The 18,730-nt window shown below is 66.5% G+C and carries 14 protein-coding genes and 2 pseudogenes; 12 read left to right on the top strand and 4 right to left on the bottom strand.

Annotation, left to right across the window (positions count from 1 at the left end; genetic code table 11):
- Nucleotides 1-169 precede the first annotated feature (169 nt).
- Nucleotides 170-1,117, bottom strand: a complete 948-nt coding sequence (locus GO592_RS35830) for a phosphatidylserine/phosphatidylglycerophosphate/cardiolipin synthase family protein (protein WP_041813212.1) — start codon at nucleotides 1,115-1,117, stop codon at nucleotides 170-172.
- A 1,159-nt stretch (nucleotides 1,118-2,276) separates the two neighbouring features.
- A complete protein-coding gene (locus tag GO592_RS35825) occupies nucleotides 2,277-2,972 on the bottom strand; it encodes a hypothetical protein (RefSeq protein ID WP_011599439.1) in 696 nt (231 codons plus the stop codon).
- 1,949 nt (nucleotides 2,973-4,921) lie between these two features.
- Here GO592_RS35825 and GO592_RS35820 point away from each other — a divergent pair.
- From GO592_RS35820 to GO592_RS46030, 5 genes are all read left to right on the top strand, one after another.
- A complete protein-coding gene (locus GO592_RS35820) occupies nucleotides 4,922-5,062 on the top strand; it encodes a hypothetical protein (RefSeq protein WP_016880491.1) in 141 nt (46 codons plus the stop codon).
- 161 nt (nucleotides 5,063-5,223) lie between these two features.
- The gene (locus GO592_RS35815) at nucleotides 5,224-5,505 is read left to right on the top strand and encodes a hypothetical protein (protein ID WP_011599442.1); all 282 of its coding nucleotides are present in this window, start codon (nucleotides 5,224-5,226) and stop codon (nucleotides 5,503-5,505) included.
- A gap of 825 nt (nucleotides 5,506-6,330) precedes the next feature.
- Nucleotides 6,331-6,528, top strand: a complete 198-nt coding sequence (locus GO592_RS35810) for a hypothetical protein (RefSeq protein ID WP_237727066.1) — start codon at nucleotides 6,331-6,333, stop codon at nucleotides 6,526-6,528.
- Between the two features lie 258 nt (nucleotides 6,529-6,786).
- Nucleotides 6,787-7,452, top strand: a complete 666-nt coding sequence (locus GO592_RS35805) for a ScbR family autoregulator-binding transcription factor (RefSeq protein ID WP_011599445.1) — start codon at nucleotides 6,787-6,789, stop codon at nucleotides 7,450-7,452.
- Nucleotides 7,453-7,599: 147 nt separating this feature from the next.
- Nucleotides 7,600-7,734, top strand: a complete 135-nt coding sequence (locus tag GO592_RS46030; protein WP_257226498.1) for a hypothetical protein — start codon at nucleotides 7,600-7,602, stop codon at nucleotides 7,732-7,734.
- 890 nt (nucleotides 7,735-8,624) lie between these two features.
- Here GO592_RS46030 and GO592_RS35800 read toward each other — a convergent pair.
- Nucleotides 8,625-9,070: pseudogene (locus tag GO592_RS35800) on the bottom strand (transposase); the annotation flags it as partial.
- Nucleotides 9,071-10,150: 1,080 nt separating this feature from the next.
- Between GO592_RS35800 and GO592_RS35795 the strand changes: the two are divergent.
- The 7 genes and pseudogenes from GO592_RS35795 to GO592_RS35770 all read left to right on the top strand — a co-directional run bounded on the left by GO592_RS35795 (nucleotide 10,151) and on the right by GO592_RS35770 (nucleotide 18,159).
- Nucleotides 10,151-10,300: a hypothetical protein gene (locus GO592_RS35795; protein ID WP_237727094.1), complete on the top strand. Its 150-nt coding sequence runs from the start codon at nucleotides 10,151-10,153 to the stop codon at nucleotides 10,298-10,300.
- A gap of 161 nt (nucleotides 10,301-10,461) precedes the next feature.
- On the top strand, nucleotides 10,462-10,641 hold the full coding sequence (locus tag GO592_RS45045) for an RES domain-containing protein (RefSeq protein WP_105422456.1): 180 nt from the start codon (nucleotides 10,462-10,464) through the stop codon (nucleotides 10,639-10,641).
- The gene (locus tag GO592_RS35790; RefSeq protein ID WP_237727067.1) at nucleotides 10,623-11,009 is read left to right on the top strand and encodes a hypothetical protein; all 387 of its coding nucleotides are present in this window, start codon (nucleotides 10,623-10,625) and stop codon (nucleotides 11,007-11,009) included. Before GO592_RS45045 ends, GO592_RS35790 begins: the two co-directional genes overlap by 19 nt.
- A 426-nt stretch (nucleotides 11,010-11,435) precedes the next feature.
- Nucleotides 11,436-11,822, top strand: coding sequence for a hypothetical protein (locus tag GO592_RS35785; RefSeq protein ID WP_011599451.1), 387 nt, complete (start codon nucleotides 11,436-11,438; stop codon nucleotides 11,820-11,822).
- Nucleotides 11,823-11,831: 9 nt separating this feature from the next.
- The gene (locus GO592_RS35780) at nucleotides 11,832-13,004 is read left to right on the top strand and encodes a cation:proton antiporter (protein ID WP_011599452.1); all 1,173 of its coding nucleotides are present in this window, start codon (nucleotides 11,832-11,834) and stop codon (nucleotides 13,002-13,004) included.
- Between the two features lie 665 nt (nucleotides 13,005-13,669).
- Nucleotides 13,670-15,528: pseudogene (locus GO592_RS35775) on the top strand (ATP-binding protein); the annotation flags it as partial.
- 612 nt (nucleotides 15,529-16,140) lie between these two features.
- Complete coding sequence (locus GO592_RS35770; RefSeq protein ID WP_011599456.1) at nucleotides 16,141-18,159, top strand: APC family permease; 2,019 nt, start codon at nucleotides 16,141-16,143, stop codon at nucleotides 18,157-18,159.
- Nucleotides 18,160-18,338: 179 nt separating this feature from the next.
- Here the strand turns inward: GO592_RS35770 and GO592_RS35765 are convergent, their stop codons facing one another.
- Nucleotides 18,339-18,611: a GlsB/YeaQ/YmgE family stress response membrane protein gene (locus GO592_RS35765; protein ID WP_029537907.1), complete on the bottom strand. Its 273-nt coding sequence runs from the start codon at nucleotides 18,609-18,611 to the stop codon at nucleotides 18,339-18,341.
- Between the last annotated feature and the right edge of the window lie 119 nt (nucleotides 18,612-18,730).

Here is an 18,730-nt window from a genome sequence, read left to right as displayed (position 1 = left end):
TGAGCCGGTGCCAGGCGCGGGCCCACAGGGTTGGACCGGCGAACCGCCACCGGAGGAAGCGACCTGCCAGCATTGCCGGTGGGGCCGGTGGTGTCCGCGATGAGGCGGCTCGCCGATCAGATGGGACGTGTCGTTCCCACTGGTGAAGGCGGATAAATCTCTGGACGATTCAGAGGTTCCAGAGTTGGAGCAGAGCGGTCCGCAGGCTGGCGGAGGCGATCCGGTGATCGGCCCGTAGCCGGGGATTGGGGTGTCCGAGGTCGGCGAGGGTTTGTTCCGCGTCCGGCACCGGGAGGGGCGAGAGGTCGGTGCGGCTGCGCAGCAAGTGACCGATGGCGCCAGGCGTGCGGGGGATCGCGATCGCCTCGGAATCCACCACCGCGGGCGGGTAGATCCATTCGTTGTCGGCGGTGACGAAGACCAGGACGTCACCTTGCTTCAAGCGGGTGTCGGACTTGTCGTGGTGGAACCATTCGAGCTGGTATTTCGCGGCCGGCCCGGCAGGGGCGCGGTGGTGGCGGGCCTGGGTGGTCCAGGTGTGGTGTTCGGTGGGGCTGGGTTCATATTCGACGATGTGCCGCAAAAACATTCGGGTGATCTTGGCGGGCAGGAACCCGGGGTCGACTTGTCCGCGGCCGCTGACGCCGGGGATCGGCACTGCTCGCCCGATCTGCCATTGCGCGGTGGCGTTGTCGAGGAACGCCTGATCGACCTCGGTGATCTCCTCGATGCCGTCGATGAACTTCCGGACGGCAGCGACAACCTGGGGGTCGTCGGTGATGACCACCGCCTCGTCGGCGATGGTGGAGCTGTGGGAGGCGTTGGCGGAGCCGATGACCGCCTGCCGGTCGGAGGCGATGACATTGGCGTGCAGGTTCGGCGACGACAGCACCCGAACTCCGGCGTCCAGGTAGTAGGCGAGTGCTACCGGGGAGGTCAGGTGTGCGCGTACCGCGGCGCGGGAGGCGTTGACGACGAGGACGTCTCCGGCACGTAGCGGCAGCAGGGTGGGTGCGTCTTGGCCGAGGTGGGCGATCGCGGCACGGCGGGGCCCGCGCGTGCGGACGGCGCGGGTGATGGGCGGCCACGGGCTCGGTCCGTGGAAGGTGGTCTCCATATCCGAAACGGTAGCGGGTGCGAACACCCGATTGGGTGGATCCGGGATCAGTGGCGGCGTGTTCAACGGCTGGATGCAGGCCACCTAGCTGTGAAGATGGCACGTCCCCTCCCTCTCACGGGACTGATTCGCAGAGGCCGCTATTGGTGGGAAGTGGACGTCGTCACGGGCACCCTCGGTTGTGATGTCGAAACCGGAGTGCTCGTTTAGCTGGGTTCCTCTACGTGCCAAACTATCTCGCAAAGCTGGAATGGATACGGTGCCGCTGCCCGGCACCACTCGCGCGTGCCGAGGCCGGCGACGAGAAACGCCCACATCGTCAGTACTTACGAATAGGCGACGCCCGCAGCATGCGCAAGTGCGGCGGCGGTCGGCAACAAGACGAGTTGCGCCTGCTGAGTGCGCTCAATTCGCTCCAGTACCGCCGAGTATGTTCGGATTCATGGCACACGGTTCATTCAGTTGCGGGCTGACCTGCGCTGTGATCCTCGCGCATCGCCGGCGGTATGAGCGCCCGGGGCGCCTGCCGACCCCGAGCAATTGCCGATGAAAGGCGGGCTGCCCGGTCTGGCCCGTCAGCACTATTGAAACCACCATCTCGGTGGTCCCCGTACGCCTCCCAAGCGTTGGCCCAGGCCAGCGGATGGCCGCTCGTAGCCGGCGATCGTAGAACACCAGTGTCACACGCAGTGAAGCGCTGATCACCCTGCACGAAGGGAAGTATCGGCCGGTCGTGTCGGGTTTCGGCTGTCGACTGGTCGTCGAGGTCAGGCGAACTCCCGGCGCGACATCCGAAAACCGACACGGAAATGGGGATGTCGGTTGCCATTCGACCTGAGGCCTGAGCGCGCAGGCCGGACCTGCGGTGCAGACGGGACGCCGCCGCCGCTGAACACCGGCACGAACTCCTGCCAGTCGAACTCGAGGGCGTGTGCATATTCGCCATCGTCGTGGTCGGGATGTCGGACGTATGATCGACGGACCGTCGGGGGCGCCCACGCGGAAGGGATGTCCAATGGACAATTGGTGGCTGTACTACAGCCCGTTTCCCCAACCTGTCCGGGAATGGCTGTGGCTGATCGTGCAGCAGATCTGGTAGCGCGCTGACGGTCCCGGACGTCCACCTCCTGCGGTCCTCTTGGCGAGTCTGCACCCCATATCAGTTGTTGGTGACGACGAAGCCCTTCCCGACGGGGTTGGGTTGGGCGTTGATGCCGTCGAGGACGGCAGCGAACTTGATGTACTCGAACGCGAACAGCGCTGTGTCGAATCCGCGGACCATGCCCACGATCTCGGTGTTGTTCTGCAGTACGGGACCACCGGAGTCACCACCACCTGATTGGGCGTTGCTGTAGAAGCGTGTCGTGTTCTGCGCGGTGATCGACCCGCAATGGACGCCGGTACCGGCCCCGTCCTTGCAATGGGGACCGACCGGGTTGGAGGCGCCGATTCCGTCGACCCGGGCACTGGGACCATTCGATGTGAGTACCGCGTCAGCGTTGAGGTAGAGGACCACCCAGTCGACGCCGGTCCCGCCGCCGGGACTGCGGTAGGCGATGTTCCCGATGTGTTCCCGCGGTCCGGTCGGCGCGTAGCGGTAGACGGGTGCACCGTCGGGTGTGCCGTCGACACAGTGGGCGGCGGAGATGCCGATCTTGTTGCCGAACAAGTCGGTACCGACGACGCCCATCGTGCAGAACTCGATGATGCCGGGCGGGTGCGGTACCGGGTTCAGGTCGTCGGTCCACGCGATGCCGTTGGACACGACACCGGTGGCTGATGCCGCCGGCGCGTTGACAAGGAATGCGCCGAGGGTGACGGCGAGACACGCAACATACCCGTAAAGCCTTCTCAATTGGGTTCTCTCTTCTTGGCGGCGTCGACGGGCTGTCTGTAGGCCGCTTGTTCTTGGTGGCCGAGCTGGCTAGGCGTGATGATTTCTTCACGGCTGACTGTCGGGGTCCGGAAGTAGCGGGACTCTGTCTGCCGGTCGCTGGTGGCGTCAGGCTCGCCTTTCGGGAAGGCCGTCAGGGCACGGGCATGGTGCGGAAGAACGGCGCGGTCGGCGACAGCACACACGGATCGGTGGTCGGATTGGCGATGACGAGGCCCGCACCAACAGCGGATCCGACTCGCCCGGAATCATCCGGTCATAGCGGACGCGGATCTTGCCCCGGGCACCCTGCGCGAGGGAGTCGTCGACCCAGGCGTATGCCCGACGGTCCGATCGTCGTCCGCGACGATCGTGCCCGTGACGGGGGTGATGTCGGTGCCCGTCCAACGGGGCGACAGCTCGATGACCGTCCACGACATGATCGTGTCGTTCCCGACGAGGGAATCTTGCCCGGTTCGGTGCTGCGGCACGACGAGCATATGGGCGCGTCGGCGGCGGGCATGGTGTGGCACTGATCGCAGCAGCGGATGGTGAAGGCTCGCGTGCGACGAGAGGGGAGCGGGGGAGCTGATCGCGGTGGAACTGATCGTGCATCGGGGGCCTCGACTTGCAGGATTCGGGGGTTGTGCGACTCCCACACTCCTCGCGTAATGTCCGTCCGACGACGGCAGAACGACCGGTAGACATACCTGTTTTCGTGCCCGGGGCCGTCCATAGGGTCGAGATCCGCATGGCCTGGGTCGGGGGTGTGACCGGGTTCGGGCTCCCGGAGCAACGCGGGGCATGGCACGTCCACGTGCGACCCCTCGGGGTATTTGCACACTCGTCGGTGGATCGCCGAGATCCTCGCCGCGAACCCGGATGTCGATGGCGTGCACCACCGGCCGAGAACACCCTCGCCTGGATGTTGGCCGATGACCCGGCCGCACACACCCACCCCGCCGTCACCGTCGCCGGAGTACGAATCGGAAACGTCTGCCCAATTCGTGTGAAGGGGCGCCGAGAATGGGCGCACGGAACTACGCGAACGAGACTTGGGCAAGGGGTGACTCGCTCGGAGGTGACATGTTTGAGCCGAGGGGCGCCGCGTCACAAGGTGCGAACAGCGGCGGTGACACGGTTGATGTGTTGTGGCGCAGCCAAGCGCAGCCCCTGCCAACGATGTAGATCAGCTGGCAGGGGCGCTACACGGACAATCTGCACGTAGTAACGAGCAGCGCACAATTGATGTTCGTGAGCCGGCGCAGGGAAGTCCAGGGAGTGTGATCCATGCCATTGCAGTATTTTTCGCATCTCCGGATTACCGACCAGTAAGTGTGATTTCGGCGAGGCGTGCTGCGGTGCGTGCACGATCCGGATGGAGTTTCCGAGGGCGATCTGCGTGATCCAGCGACACGGTGCGCTACCGGACCCATTTTGTTCTGCTTCGCCGCAGCAGTGCCGGCGGGCTTCGACAGCGAGAGGTTAGGTGGGCAGTTCCGTTTCATTTACCGATTGTTCTGTGCTGCAGCGTGTCCAGTCGTGATGAGCAGCTGTTCTGCGCAATCGAGTATCTGCGGCGAGCCGCTCACCGACAGATGTCGCCGACGACCAACGACCCAGCCGGATCACTACCGGCGGGCGGGCAGGCAACCCCGCATAAACTGTGCTTGCGACGCGAAATGCTTGGGCGACACAGCTCAGGCACCAAGACTGTGACGTAGAACACAGCTGAATATGTGGGCGAAGCCTGGCGCTCGGGGATGTTCGGTTGCAACCCTGAGCTGAGACCCAAACCTCCAGACCCGAACACGGGTATGGGTGTAGGTAGTTCGGCCAATGTGCAGGTGTCGAAGTCGGTCCAAGGTAGCTGGTACGCCGCCATTCGACGTGGCAGCCGAAAATTATCTGCACGTGAGAGAAGAGTTGTCATGGCACGGATTACCGAGAACCTGGGCGCCAGTCTGCTGAATACGTTGCGGGTCGGTGTGGTTGGCACTGTTCTGTACGCCGGACTGATCATGGGCGTAGTTGTGGTGGCGGTGTGGAAGTTCCCGATGCCCGGCGTGTAGGCCCGCACCGACCCATGGCCTTGCGCCGATGGCGGCCAGTGAAACACTCGGTGGCAGTTCGGCGATAGAGCTGACAGGGGCGTGGTTGTGCCCGTGGCTCCGCGTGGCCGTTAATCAACACGCGATACCCGTGACGGGCCCTATTTGCTGTGGAAGGGACGATGATGTTCGGGACCGGCGTAAGCCTCATGGTTGCTCTGCTGGTGGTGATGCTTCTGGTGGTTCCCGTCTCGTTGGGTGTGGCGGCACGAGCGGACGCGAGGGTCCGCCGCCTTGCGGAGTCCCGGGCGTCCCATCCGAATCCGGTGGGTTCGGTCGGCGTCGCGGGTGTGGACGAGCGGTGTGATCGGTGGCGGCAGTTGGCGACGCGGGCGTGGTTGATCTGCGGCGGCGCCTCGCTGGTCGCAGTAGCGGTCGTGGGGGTCCTGATCTGTGTCGGGTGAAGGCGACTACATTGCGGGAGTGCGTGTGGTGGCTCGTGGCCGTCGGTGCGGGGCGGGCTGAGCCCTCAACCTGCGAACCCGCAGCTGACAGTTCAACGAAGATGAAATCACGTCGGCCGCTGTGATATACGCGCTACAGAATTCCCTTGATGCGGTCACGCCCAAGTTGGGCCGAAGCGGCCCGGTCGGAGTGTAGTCCGCTCCGGCCGGGCCTCGCCGGGACATACAACAGGTACCCGCCGCGTGAGCCCTGACCGCGCTCCTCATGCACTGCGCGTCGCGAAGGGGTGGGACGCGCTCCAGTCGAGAAGCGCGGTTCCGCGTTGGTGTACCTGGGTGGTCGGCGTCGCTGATGTCTCCTCGGATGTGCTGCGTGTGAAATTATCGACCGGACCGACGGAATTAGGCGCGGTATGTGCACCAATCGCTGCTAGCCAGTACAGGTTCGGCTTGCGCCGTGTTGCGTTATCGACCTGCTTCTTCGTGTTCCGGTGCGAGGAAATGGTAGACCCGACGCCCGCCCCAATCGCTGCAATGTGATCCACGCCACATGATTTTCTGGGTGGGCGATACTTGCGGCTGGCGGCCGTCGGTGCAAGCACGTCCGCGTTGGCATCACGCATTCGAGTGCGAGTGTTGTTTCTGGCCGGGCGGATTCGGCGCCTGACCGGTCGGCTCGCCTGCTACCAATTCTCCCGTACCCCGCTCGTCCGGGCGCAGCGAGGTCGTCGGCGTGTGGTGTACAGCGCGCGGTGTGGCGGGTATTCGAGGACGGACTTCCCGGTCTGCTTCTCGTGTCAGTGTGGTGTGGTGTGGTGCGGTTGAATGGGTGACATGGCGTCGTCGGCGGGTGAGCAGCTGTGGCAGACGTTGTCGGATTCCGGGTTGGCATTGGTATGTGTTCGCGGGCCGCAGCGCCGATGGGCGGATCTGCTCCTGCCCGGGAATGAATCGGTGGGGGAGCTGACCTGGCTGGCCCGGGACACCGACGAGGTCGCCGAGCAGTACCGCGACCACCGATAGTGACACACGGCGGAGCCGCGATGGCGCTGGCGCGGACCGGCGGCGCCCACCGAAGAAGCGGCACGCTGGTCTGTTTTTCGTGTGAGCGGGTATCGGTGCACATGCAGGTGGACGCCGGTCTTTTCCGGAGGTGAGGCGCACCGGTGCCGGTGGTAGCGTCGCGCAGGCTGCAGGGGTGCGATCGAAAGTCCCCGGGGCGACGTCGCTCCCAATCTTGACCAAGGGCTGCAGCGGCGAAGGGCACGGAAGGTGCGGTAGATGGTGCAACAGCAACGGGCGGCGGTGACCCGGGCGCAGATCGTCCGCGGGGCAGCGGAAATGTTCGACAAGTCCGGGTTCGAGGGTGCCAGTCTCGTCGAGATCCTCGAGGCGGCGGGCATGACGAAGGGGGCCTTGTACTTTCATTTCCGGTCGAAGGAGGATTTGGCCCGGCACATCATCGCCGAGCAGCACCGGATCTCCATCTCCGCGGTGCAGGCGATCGCCGCGCAGGAGGCGTCGGCGATCGAGCAGATCGTGATGCTCTGCCACGAGATGGCCCGGCAGATCGTGCAGGACCCGATCGTGCGGGCCGGGATCCGCATCACCCTCGAGCTCAGCGCCGACGACCGTGGCCCCGCGGGCCCATACCTGGATTGGATCGCCGCCTGTCAAACGTTGGCGGCCCGCGCGGTCGCCGAGGGCGACCTTGTCGACACCATCGACCCACCGACGTTCGCGCGGTTCGTCATTGGCGCGTTCACCGGAGTCCAGACCGTGTCCCAGGTCCTGACCCATCGCGCGGACCTCGAGCAGCGGGTCGACGAGATGTGGGGGTTCCTGCTGCCGGGGATCATGCCGACCACCCGGCACCCCGCCATGATGCGGATCCGGGCGGCCCGCACCGACGTTCCCGTCACCGGATCGCCCGACCGTCAGGATTAGTCCGCTCAGCCTGCCAACACGACCTGTGAATGCTCCCCGCAGACCGATAAGTGCGCCTTCCGGACGTCGCCGTCGACCGCAAGGTCACGACGGCGGATGAGTGCGGCCGGCTGACCGGATCTGCTTCAAGCGCACCGGTGCGGGTGCGTGAGCCCCGGTGTCGTCGGGGTCAAAATGGCCGATGCCGGGCAGCGTCCGGGTGTCGTTCCCGCCAGGAGGCTGCTGCGCCGCGGCGACGGGGTGGAGTCGGTCTCGATGAGCGCGCCGCCGCGGCTGGCCTAGATCGGCCGTGGGGTGTGGGGCCCGCAGAACTGCGTGCTTGCATACGTACCGCGGGATGTGCCATTGCTCCAGGTGTGTGCCGGGAAGACTGCTGCGTCACCGACCTGAGCGTGAGAGGAGGCTGATCTGCCGGAGTACGCCGCGGTATGGAACTCCACCATTTCGATCGTGTGTCCGGGTGCACCTCGTTCACCGGGTCAGCGGATCGGGTATTCGAGCTCTGGTCCGAAGTGACTACGTCCCGGGGTGCCGGGTTCGCCCCTGTCTGCGCTTCCGGGGGCGGATGCCACTCGTTGCTGGTTGGCCGCAATGTGTCGTTGCGGAATTGTTATCGGGCCGGTATAAATATTCACATCGTGTGCCGTGTGTCACGATTCTCTGAACAATCGAACTGGAGTTACAAATGGACCTCGCTTTCTTGGCGGACTTCTTCTCGAACGTCTCCACCCTTCTCGGCGCCCTCGACTTCTTCTCGGGTTCTGCTGGGTCGCTCAGCGGCTAGTAGCGCTGCCAGAGGCTTGAATTGGCTCTTTGGTGGCGGAAATGGGGTTCGTAGGTCACCTGCGGACCTCTTTTCGCTGTACCCGATCTTCCGATCGTGTCTCCGCCGCGTCGCTTCCTCGCGGGAAATTCCATGAATGTCATTCTTTCGCGTGGATGAGCCGACCATTCAAGATCATTTACGGTCTGGATGCTGACCTATCGCGATTCGGTAACTCGACTCGCGATCCGAATTACGTGTGTCGTCGAGTTTGGAAAGACAAGGGCAGCCCTCAGTGAGAGGTGCATGTCGCCGCAAGGCTGCTTCCTCACGCCCCACACAGCGGCCCGCGCCCTCATGGCCGCTGAGGCACTCGCGGTCACGGTCGACGAGCTCGCCGAACTCGGCCGCGCCTCGCAGGCAGCCAGTGCCTACGTCCGGCGCCCACGCGATGCACATCGGCACCCGCACCCAGGAATGCTCGTGTGGTCCGCCCGTGCCGTCGCCGGAGATTCGGCGGCACTGCTTCGGCGGACCCGCGGCGATCATCTCGTCCGCCCGGCCGCTGCGCCCGTCCAGGTGAACACGTCGTCGCCCCGGCCGTGGCCAGCATGTACGACGCATCTCGTTTCCTTGAGCCAGACCCGCAGGGAATTCATCGGCCCGTAGGCCTCGTCCACGGTGAGCCACGCGAACCGCACCTTCGCGTCGCGCGCGTTCGATCATGTTCTGCGCCAACACGGGTCTGGGTCGCGAGCTCGGCATCGTCACCGATGCCGACGGCGCGGCACCGGTCCCGATCGGCGGTCCACGATTCGGGAGATAGAGCTCCCGGTCGAGTCCTGAATGCGGTGCTGGTGTCTGGGCGTGGGCGCCGCGGTGCTTGTGGTGTGGCCGTTCGCGTCGCGACCGGACTCGCCCGAGCCGCCGCGCCCGCTGCCCGATATCCGGTCATGGTCTACGGCCGACCGGTGACGTGCAGTGAACTCTTCGGGCAGCGAAGTGAATTCGGGTTTACAGTCCGCCTGCAACCGGTGGGGACAGGCCTGCCCTCCATTCGTCAATTCCGGGTCCTGGGCCCGTACGCCGAGTGGATCGGTTCGTGGCATCGGCACAATTCTGATCGCCGCCCGCTCGTGGCAGGATGAGACCGTGAGCGCGCGGACTGCAGCCGACCTCGAGCGTGAACTCGCATGCTCGCCATCGTTCGTGTTCGTCTCCGGGCGTCGGAAGGCGAGGATGTCCGTCTCCCGACCACCGCTGTCGATCAGGTTCTCGACGAGCTGAACAGCCTCGCACGATTGCCGCGGGTCCCGAACTGATCGTGCGCGGTATGCGGGCCGAGACGGCACGTCATCCCGCTGGTGCCTCGAACGCAATGGCGTTCGACCATCGCCGGCACAATTACCGCCGGATGATGTGGGCGGTCCGCCCGACGGGGGATGGAGTACGTGACGTCGCTCGAGGCTATCTCGTCTGTGGGCGAGTGCCGTCAATAAGAGGACGGTGCCGGCGGTGAGTGCCAGACCCCGCAGGCGGCAGCCACCACGACCACCGTGTTCTCTCGGCTGTCGGGAATGGGGCCGGTGAGGTTGCCGTCCGCGTCGACGCTGATGGTGATGGCCTGGCCGGCCTTCGCGGGCGTGTCGGTCGATGTCGGTGAATAGGGCCGTCACACGGTCACCGATTGTCGGTGTGCTGTCCTCGTCGCACAGGATGCGCCCTGGAATGACCTGCCCGGCAGCGAGTTCGATCAACGCAACCGTCTACGGGACGGCGTCCTTCAACTCAGGATGCAATGCGCGCTCGTACACGGTGTAGCTCCAGATGGTCCCCGTGGGTTCTACATCACGCCAGACAGCGTTTCGGGACCAGCATTCCGAGCATAGTTCGCTTGCCGGGTATCTCGTATACGAGCACTGGCTGCAGTGCTGCATGACCGGCCGTCCGAACGTCGTCCTGTGGAACCCCGCCGCCGACTCGTTCCCCGCCGACCTCGAGTTCGCTCGACCACTCGATCACCCGAGGGTGCGGCCGATCCTCCGTACCGCCGCACGCACTATCGGATACGCATCGACGGTGTAACTCTGTCCCAGCGCGAACCGATCGGATTCAGCTGGATCGTCGTCACCGCGTGTGGGGCGGATCGGCACCAACCCGCGCGCTACCTCACCCCGCCGACCGTCGCCCAGCAGGCCACGGTCGTCGCCTGTGGCAACGGCTTCGCCGGGTTCCGTGCGCTGGTAGTGACCGGCAGGAGGCAGGTCACGCGTGGTCACCGGGTCTCGAATGGGCCGTGGTGGTTCTCCTCGTCCGGTGGTGGACGATTCGATCTGTCCGCGCCGCGGGGCACGTGCTATGTCGCATTCGATGAGGCGACGGCGATCCGGGAGACGGTGGGGAGGCGTTGGCCTCGCTCGGGGTGATCGCCCACGACTTCGCGGCCGAGCGGATGCTGTCGACGCTGCGGGTACCGGGCACCCATGACCTCGCGGACACCTGCGCCGACGCGGCCGCCGGGTTCGGGCTGACCCGGGAGTTGTGTTCGATGACACCGTACGACGTTCCCCGGGCGTGGGCGGCGGCGTTCGATGTTGAGTTCGACGGCATCCGGTACCAGACGCGGTTCACCACGGGCCAGGCCGCGAATGCGGCCGTGGTATTCGGTCCGGCCGGTGAGGTGTCCTGGCCGGTGGACCCGCGCCCGGAGTCTTTAGTGTCGGCGGCGAGGCGTTGCGGTATTGCGGTACAGCCGCTTCCGCGGTCGGTCCGGGTCCTTCATCCGCCGACCTGACGATCGCCACCGGCGCTCGGTTGGTCGAGCTGCTTCGGTATCGCGCATGTCAGATGGCCGTTGATCTTGATTCGCGTCCGACCTCTGTTGTGGCGAGTGTCCGTCGCAGGGCCGATGTTATTGAGTCCGCGGCTGATTGGGACGATGTAGCGGGGTGGTGTGTCGGCGGCGGTGTGTTCGGCGCCGAGGTGGTGATGTTGGCGAGGCGGCGGGTGCGTTCGGATCCGCGGTGGCCGGCGAGGTGACCGGATTGTTCGAGGGCGGCGACCATGGCCGGGTTGTGGGGTGCGCGCCGCCGCGGATCAGGCGGGTGGTGAGGCGGCACGCTCAGCGACGGAAAACTCGCATCTGATTCATCCGCCGTTTCGTCGTCCACGCGCTCGCGAATCGCGGGGATCTGCGTCCCCGGTGAGGGACAATCTCCGCATGCCGAAAGTGCGGTGGCGCGAGGCGCCCGAGGAACATGATTACCCGGCGGCTGCCGCGTACCTGGATCTGCTCACCTCCCGAGGTACCGTCGAACGTATCGTGGCGGGTTTGAGGACGGCTCCGGTCACACTCCACAAGGCCAAGGACATCCTGCGCGCCTCGCGGCTGCGGTTGCTGCCTCCGGACAACGCGCATGTGGCCGCCGACCTGCGGAAGATCGCAGACGGCACACCCCTTTCACCCATCCTGCTCGTGCGTGGCGATCTCGCGGCAGGCACCGCGCTCGAAGTGGCAGATGGGTATCACCGCGTGTGCGCGAGCTATCACACCGATGAGAACACGCAGATTCCGTGCCGGCTGACGAGCTTGCCGCCGACGAGCTGAGGTCCACCGATGTCGTTCGAGATCCTCGCCCTGATCTCGGCAGCCGCCCTAGCCGGTCCCTTGCTCGCGGTTCGTCGGGGGTGGCACCTGCCGGTGATGCTCGGTGAGTTGCTCGTAGGGATTCTTCTGGGCACGACGGGCCTCCGATGGATCCACCCGGAAGATCCCACCTTCACCTTTCTCGCGGACATCGGATTCGCGCTGATCATGTTCGTTGCCGGCACCCATGTACCCGTCCGCGATGCGACCATCCGGCCGGCTCTCGCAAAGGGCACCGCGCGGGCCGCAATCGTCGGGGTCCTCGCGGCGGCAGCCGGGTTCGGGATCGCCCGGGCATTCGGCACCGGCCATGCGGCCCTGTACGCGGTCCTCATCGCGTCGTCGTCGGCCGCCCTGGTACTTCCGCTGATCGACTCGTTGCGGCTCGAGGGCACCCCGGTAGTGCAGACCATGGCCCAGGTCGCGGTCGCAGACACCGCGTGCATCATCGCTCTTCCACTCGTGATCAACCCCGCCCAGGCCCCCCGCGCCGCGATAGGTGCTGCCGCCGTCGCGGCATCGGCGGCACTGTTCTACACGTTCCTGAAGTATGCGGACGGCCGCGGCTGGCTGCACAGTCTGCACCAGGAATCGAAGGACCGCCGCTTCGCGCTGGAGCTGCGGATCAACCTCGGCGTGCTGTTCGCCCTCGCGGCGCTGGCCGTTCACACCCACGTATCGATCATGCTCGCCGGTTTCGCGCTCGGGCTGGCCGTCGCGGGCGTGGGCGAACCGCGGCGCCTGGCCAAGCAGCTGTTCTCGATTACCGAAGGGTTCCTCGGTCCCCTGTTCTTCGTGTGGCTGGGCGCCTCGCTGAACCTGCGCGACCTCCGCGCGCACCCGTCGCTGATCCTGCTCGGCGTCGCGCTCGGACTCGCAGCGGTGACCGTTCACTGCGCGATACGCTTTCTCGGGCAGCCACTGGCCCTTGCCGCATTGGCCTCGGCTCAGCTGGGTGTCCCGGTCGCGGCGGCGACAATCGGAGAGCAAACGCATATCCTGCAGCCCGGTGAACCCTCGGCGCTGATCCTCGGTGCCCTCCTCACCATCGGCAGCACCACATTCGCGGGCGCACTGGCGGCACGCCAAGGTTTCGCTTCGCCCTCCGCTGCGAAACCGGGCCACGGACCAGAGCGCCGGTGATCACCATGGGTCGAGACACACCACCGTTCGAATTGTCGCAGCCATCGCCCCAGTTGCAATCACCACCGCGATCGCCGGTGGTGTCGCCGCCGCCCCACAGCGGGCAACGGCGATAATTCGGCGCCCGTGAATAGTGCGAGGTGCACCTCATTGCCCGACAACCGATTGCACCTCGCGGGCCTCCCCAATCAGATCACCTCGAACAGTGCGGATCGGCGGTTCAGGGCGCTGTCTGCTGCTCAGGCCGGTGAGCTACCTCGCTTTGTGGGTGCTCCCCAGGGTGACCGACGGCGCGGATTGACGGACGAAAGCGCACGGACAAGGTGTGGGTCGCAGTGCGCATCCAGGACTGCCGCCCATAGCCTGTCGACGAACTGGTGCTCGGTGATTCCGAAAGTCTGGAAGACCAGCTCTGCAGGAACTCCGCCGTAGGGAATCCACATCCGAGCGAGGGTGATGAGTTCGCGCGCTTCGCGGGGTACGTCCTGACCGTAACTCATCGCGCGTCTCCCGTTGCGTATCCGCCGCCGTCTCTCATGTCGATACTGTCAGGGGCATGGACGGGTCTGCTGGGCTCAGGTGAGGACGCCGGACTCGTCATCTCAGCCCAGAACTCGAAACTCCCGCGCGGGCACGCTGGGGCGTGCGCGTCGGCCGGTGCGGGCGATACGGTCGATGCGGCCCTGGCCAAATACCGGGCCGATCAGGAGATCACCGACCTCTGGGAGGCTCGGGAGCGGGTGGTCGTCGCGGTCACCGGTGGCCCGGAATCGGAGACCCTGGTTCGGCGGGCCAGCCGGATCGCGTCGAAGGCTAGCGCGGAATTGCTGGTGGTGCACGTGGTCCGCGGGGACGGGTTGGCCGGGGTGTCCGCGGCCACCATGGCCACGATCCGCCGACTCGCGACCGATCTCGGGGCGAGTGTGCACACCATAGTCGGTGACGACGTGCCCGACGCGCTGCTCGAATTCGCCCGCTCGGTCAACGCCACCCAGCTGGTGCTCGGAACCTCCCGCCACTCGCGGCTGGCCCGGATATTCGAGGAGGGCATCGGCGCCACCGTGGTCCGCGAATCGGGTCCCATCGACGTACACATGGTCACCCACCCGCACGCGAACCGGCGGTGGCGGGTGCCGGTCGTCGGCACGGGGCCGCGGATCGCCGCGAGCTGGCTGGCCGCGGTCGCCCTGCCAGCGGCCGCGTCGGCGCTGATGTCGCTGCCCGGGGATCGGCTCGGCACCTCCGGGGTGAGCGCCCTGTTCTTCGTGGTGGCGCTGCTCGGCGGGGTGGCGCCGGCGGCCCTGTCGGCGATCGTGTCCGGGCTGCTGCTGAACTACTTCTTCATCCCGCCGGTGCACACCTTCACCATCGCCGAACCGGACAACTTGCTCACCCTGGTGGTGTTGCTGCTGGTGGCGGTGGCGGTGGCGGTGGCGGTGGCGGCACTAGTGGATGCCGCTGCCCGGCGGACCCGGCAGGCGCGCCGCGCCTCCCGCGAGGCGGGAGCTGCTCAACCTGTTCGCCGGGTCGGTGCTCCATGGCAGCGACCTTGCGGCTCTGCTCGACCGGGTTCGGGAAACCTACGGCCGACGCGGGGTGACCGTCCTGCACCGCGGAGACCCGGTGTGCTCGGTGGGCGCCGCCCCGGTGACCGAGGCGGCGGCGGACACGGTCTGCGAGGCCGCTGATGGGGAATACGCGCTGGTGCTGACCGGCCGGGAGCTGCCTGGGCACGACCGCCGGGTGTTGTCCGCGGTCGCCAATCAGGCGGTGATGTTGCTGCGGCAGCAGCAACTGGCCGACGAGGCTGGCGAGGCCCGGGCGTTGGCCGCGGCGGACCGGCTGCGCCGCTCCCTCCTGTCCGCGGTCAGCCACGACCTGCGCACCCCACTGGCCGCGATCAAGTTCGCCGTCTCCAGCCTGCGAAGCCAGGACGTGGAATTCTCCCGAGGACACCGCCGAACTCCTGGCCACCGCCGACGAGTCTGCCGACCAGCTGACCGATCTGGTCGGCAACCTACTCGACTCCTCCCGCCTGGCGGCCGGGGCTATCCGCCCGGTCCTGAAACCGGTGTATGTCGACGAGATCGTGCATCGGGCGTTGGTCGGGGTCGGGCGCGGTACCCCCGGATACGGGCGTGCCGGCCCCGACCGGATTCACGTCGACGTGGGTGCGGTGTCGGTGCTCGCCGACCCGGGACTGCTCGAACGAGTTATGGCGAACCTGGCCGACAATGCGTTGGGCTACGCCGACGACTGCCCGGTCCGGATCGGGGCGGCCCGGTCCGGGACGCGCGCCACTATTACCGTCGCCGACCGCGGCCCGGGGATCCCCCGCGACGCCGAGGACGCCGTCTTCGCACCGTTTCAACGGCTCGGTGACCGGGACAACACCACCGGGATCGGCCTGGGCCTGTCGGTGGTTCGCGGGTTCGTCGAGGCCATGGGCGGAACGATCACCGCCACCGACACCCCCGGTGGGGGCCTGACCATGGTCGTCGACCTGCCCTCCGGTGAGGAGAACGGCGACGCCCCACCGAGGGCGCATCCGGGGATCCCCGGTACCCCCTCCATTACAGCTAGGAACACCCTGATAACCCTTGTGCCGCAGTCGGTGACGAACGGGGCGACCGGGATCGCATGGTGCCCCCTCCCGACACGACATCACCAGAGGTACCGGACGGATCACCGGTGGGGGGAGTCGGCGGCCCGGCCGGTCCCGGATGAGCCCGCAGTCGGCACGCGAGCTGGCCCGGGCCGGGCAGGCCGGGTGTTGAGGTACCGGATCATCGGTGCGGCTCCGACGAAGGAACCGACCATCACGACGGTGACCACGAGATCGCCCACCAGAGAGCATCCTTTCCCGCACGAGAAACCAACAGGTACAGATCAGCGTCGGCCTGCGGCGGCAGAACGGGAAGAAGGGGTACGGGTTATTCGCGAAATCGATTGGCGCACAGCTTCCCGAGGTGATGCGGTCATGGCATCGGGATGGGATCGGTGACCGGTCGACTACAGCCTGGCGCGGATAGTCGGCAGGTCGCGTCGCCCACCGGCGCGCGAAGCGAAATATCTTAGCGAAATCCTTACGCCCCGGCAGCCGAGCGCAGTCCCGAACCGCGTCTAGGCTTCGGCGGTGTCCAAAGCCGTACATGCGGCGCGGCGCCTGATTCTGGGGCGTGCGCTGCGCAGTGAGCATCTCGGTGACCAGTTGCTGTCCAAGCGGCTGGCGCTGCCGATCTTCGCCTCCGACCCCCTCTCGTCGGTGGCCTACGCCACCCAGGAAATTCTGCTGGTCCTCTCCCTGGGCGGGCTGGCGTACCTGTACCTCACCCCCTATCTGGCGGCCGGGGTGGTGGTGCTGCTGGCGGTGGTGGTGCTGTCCTACCGGCAGGTGGTCTTCGCCTACCCCAGCGGCGGCGGATCCTACGAGGTCGCGAACCGTAACCTGGGGCCGTCCGCCGGGTTGACGGTCGCCGCTGCCCTGCTCGTCGACTACGTGATGACCGTGGCGGTGTCGGTGGCCGCCGGAGTGGACAACCTCATCTCCGCGCTACCCTCACTCAATCCGCATCGGGTCGAACTGGCGGTCGGCTTCGTGATCCTGTTGACCGCGATGAACCTGCGCGGGGTCCGCGAATCCGGCAAAACCTTCGCCGTCCCGACCTACGGATTCATCGCCGGCGTCCTCGTCCTGATCGTCACCGGCCTGATCCGGGTGCTACTCGGGGACGCACCGGTCGCCGAGAGCGCCGCCTACTCGATCACCCCGGAACACTCCGGGTTCACCGGGCTGGCGCTGGTGTTCTTCGCCCTGCGCGCCTTCTCCTCCGGCTGCACCGCGCTGACCGGGGTCGAGGCCATCTCCAACGGGGTCCCCGCCTTCCGGAAACCCAAGAGCGCCAATGCCGCCAAGACCCTTGTCGCGATGGGGGCTACCGCGATCGTGATGTTCGCCGGCATCACCGCACTGGCCATCATCAGCAAGGTTCGCATCGCGGAACACACCTGTGACCTGATTGGTTTCACCGGAAACTGTGACACCGATCCGCAGCGCACCGTGATCGCGCAGATCGCGGCCGCGGTGTTCGGGGGGACCACCAACGTCGGGTTCTTCTACATCCAGGCCGCCACCGTGCTGATCCTGATCCTGGCCGCGAACACCGCCTACAACGGGTTCCCGCTGCTCGCCTCGATCCTGGCCCGCGACCGCTACCTACCCCGCCAGCTCAACACCCGCGGCGACCGGCTCGCGTTCAGCAACGGCATCATCCTGCTGGCCTTGGCCGCCGGCATCCTGATCGTCGTCTTCGACGCCTCGGTCACCCACCTGATCCAGCTCTACATCCTCGGGGTGTTCACCTCCTTCACCCTCAGCCAGGCCGGGATGGTGCGGCACTGGAACCGGCTGCTGCGCGCCGAACCGGACCGGGCCGAGCGGCACCGTATCCGGGTGCGGCGCACCGTCAACGGTGTCGGCTGCGCCCTCACCGGGTTGGTGCTGATCATCGTGACCGCCACCAAGTTCACTCAGGGCGCCTACCTGGTGGTGATCGCGATGCCGATCCTCTTCGTGATGATGAAGGCCATCCGCCGGCACTACGACCGGGTGGCCGCCGCGCTCGTCCTCGACGAGGACAGCTTCGACCTGCCCTCCCGGGTGCACGCCATCGTCCTGATCTCCCAGCTGCACAAACCGGCCGCCCGCGCCCTCGCCTATGCCCGCGCCACCCGGCCCTCGATCCTCGAGGCCGTCACCGTGCAGAGCGACGACACCCCCCGACTGCAGAAGGAGTGGGACAAGCAGAGTATGCCGGTGCCGCTGAAGGTGCTCGCGTCCCCCTACCGGGAGGTGACCCGGCCGATCATCAACTATGTCAAAACCATCCGCCGGGACAACCCCCGCGAGGTGATCACCATCTACATCCCCGAGTACGTCGTCGGGCACTGGTGGGAACACCTGCTGCACAACCAGAGCGCCCTGCGCCTGAAGGGCCGGTTGCTGTACACCCCCGGAGTGATGGTCACCAGCGTGCCCTGGCTGCTGGACTCCGCCGAACACGTCACCCATCCCGCCGCGAGGCCCGCCCCCGGCGACATCCGCCGCGGTGGTCTCGCGGCCGGCACACCGGGCCCGCTCACTCCGGCACTGTGAGGAGACCACCCCTGGCCGCGCAGCACGGGATCTACCGCAACGCCGACTCGGGCGTTCTGGTCCGGTGGTGCCGGGATCGACTGCAGCGATGGGACATGCCGCACTCGCTCACCCGGCTCGCCACCCCGCTGGGGTCGACGACCGTCCTGAACGCCGGCACGGGCCCCTTGTGGAGTCGTTCAGTGGTGTACGCGGCGACCGGTGACGGCCTTGACGATGAACAACAGGATCACCGCGCCGAGGAGACAGGTCAGGAAGCTGAAGATCAGCCCGCCGCCTTCAACGTCGACTCCGAGCAGTTTGAGGAGGAATCCACCGAGCAGTCCGCCGGCGATGCCGACGACGATGTTGAGGAGGATGCCCATCTGAGCATCGGTCTTCATGATCTTGCTGCCGATCCAGCCGGCTAGTCCGCCGATGATGATCCAGCCGATGATTCCCAGTCCGAGCATCGTGGGGTCCTTTCCTGGGGCACCCGCGAGGTGGTCTTGGGTGCCGTGGCCGTCGAGCGGGGTGTCGACAACTCTTGGTGGAGTGGATACCCCGATGAGGTCCTTGAGAAGCAGCGCTG

The sequence above is a fragment of the Rhodococcus sp. 21391 genome, from assembly GCF_016772255.1.
GTDB classification, from domain to species: Bacteria; Actinomycetota; Actinomycetes; order Mycobacteriales; family Mycobacteriaceae; genus Rhodococcus_F; species Rhodococcus_F opacus.
This window is presented reverse-complemented; position numbering and strand designations above follow the sequence as displayed.

What these genes read in the sequence shown, in the direction of transcription:
- GO592_RS35780 (WP_011599452.1), top strand. Translation starts at nt 11,832, where the DNA reads ATGTCGTTCGAGATCCTCGCCCTGATCTCGGCAGCCGCCCTAGCCGGT.
- GO592_RS35830 (WP_041813212.1), bottom strand. Translation starts at nt 1,117, where the DNA reads ATGGAGACCACCTTCCACGGACCGAGCCCGTGGCCGCCCATCACCCGC.
- GO592_RS35795 (WP_237727094.1), top strand. Translation starts at nt 10,151, where the DNA reads ATGACCGGCCGTCCGAACGTCGTCCTGTGGAACCCCGCCGCCGACTCG.
- GO592_RS35805 (WP_011599445.1), top strand. Translation starts at nt 6,787, where the DNA reads ATGGTGCAACAGCAACGGGCGGCGGTGACCCGGGCGCAGATCGTCCGC.
- GO592_RS35810 (WP_237727066.1), top strand. Translation starts at nt 6,331, where the DNA reads ATGGGTGACATGGCGTCGTCGGCGGGTGAGCAGCTGTGGCAGACGTTG.
- GO592_RS35815 (WP_011599442.1), top strand. Translation starts at nt 5,224, where the DNA reads ATGATGTTCGGGACCGGCGTAAGCCTCATGGTTGCTCTGCTGGTGGTG.
- GO592_RS35820 (WP_016880491.1), top strand. Translation starts at nt 4,922, where the DNA reads ATGGCACGGATTACCGAGAACCTGGGCGCCAGTCTGCTGAATACGTTG.
- GO592_RS35765 (WP_029537907.1), bottom strand. Translation starts at nt 18,611, where the DNA reads ATGCTCGGACTGGGAATCATCGGCTGGATCATCATCGGCGGACTAGCC.
- GO592_RS35785 (WP_011599451.1), top strand. Translation starts at nt 11,436, where the DNA reads ATGCCGAAAGTGCGGTGGCGCGAGGCGCCCGAGGAACATGATTACCCG.